At 50.7% G+C, this 641-nt stretch carries 1 pseudogene; it reads left to right on the top strand.

What is annotated here, in order from left to right:
- Window positions 1-137 precede the first annotated feature (137 nt).
- Window positions 138-641, top strand: a pseudogene (locus tag ACOCD2_RS24645) (ISAzo13-like element transposase-related protein); the annotation flags it as partial.

The following is a 641-nucleotide window of genomic DNA, read 5'->3' as shown; positions in this document are numbered from 1 at the left end:
CACGAAACTGGGAACCAGTGAGTGAAGTCTGGTTGAACCCGGAGAAATCAGAGACAGAAGAACAGGAAGTTAGAGAGAAAGTAGCGTAGAAAATAGGACAACTATCTTGACAATCGTCGCCGGCCTGCGACCATGATTTCGACGCAAAATGTACCTTAACGCCGTTTGGCATACTGCTGCCCAAACAAGCGAAAAGTTACTTGTGGTTCGCGCAGGGCAAAGTCACAGCAGACTTCATGGTGGATCGACTGGAGGAACTGTGGAAAACCTTCGCGCCAGAAGACCGCCCCCATACCTTGGTCATCAATGCTGACAACGGTCCGGAGAACAGCAGTCGCCGAACTCAATGGATGAAGCGGTTGACGGAATTCAGCGATACACATCAAATCAGGATACGACTGGCGTACTACCCGCCGTATCACAGCAAATACAACCCGGTCGAAAGACTATGGGGTGTTCTGGAAAATCATTGGCGAGGCGAATTACTGGATTCTCAAGTGTGTCTTCGGCCTCGTGATAGATTTTGGGACATCCCAGTCCCCAAAATCGACTCGGCCTTTGACAACCTATTTGTGCCCCAGCCGTCCTGGTCACCAAACACTACGCAACAACTTCGCAAGCTCGTTGCTGCTCCGTACTTG

Origin of the sequence: Thiolapillus sp. (assembly GCF_048562965.1) — a bacterium.
Lineage (GTDB): Bacteria > Pseudomonadota > Gammaproteobacteria > Chromatiales > Chromatiaceae > Thiolapillus > Thiolapillus brandeum_A.
Note: the sequence above shows the minus strand (reverse complement) of the source record. Positions and strands in the feature narration are given on the sequence as shown.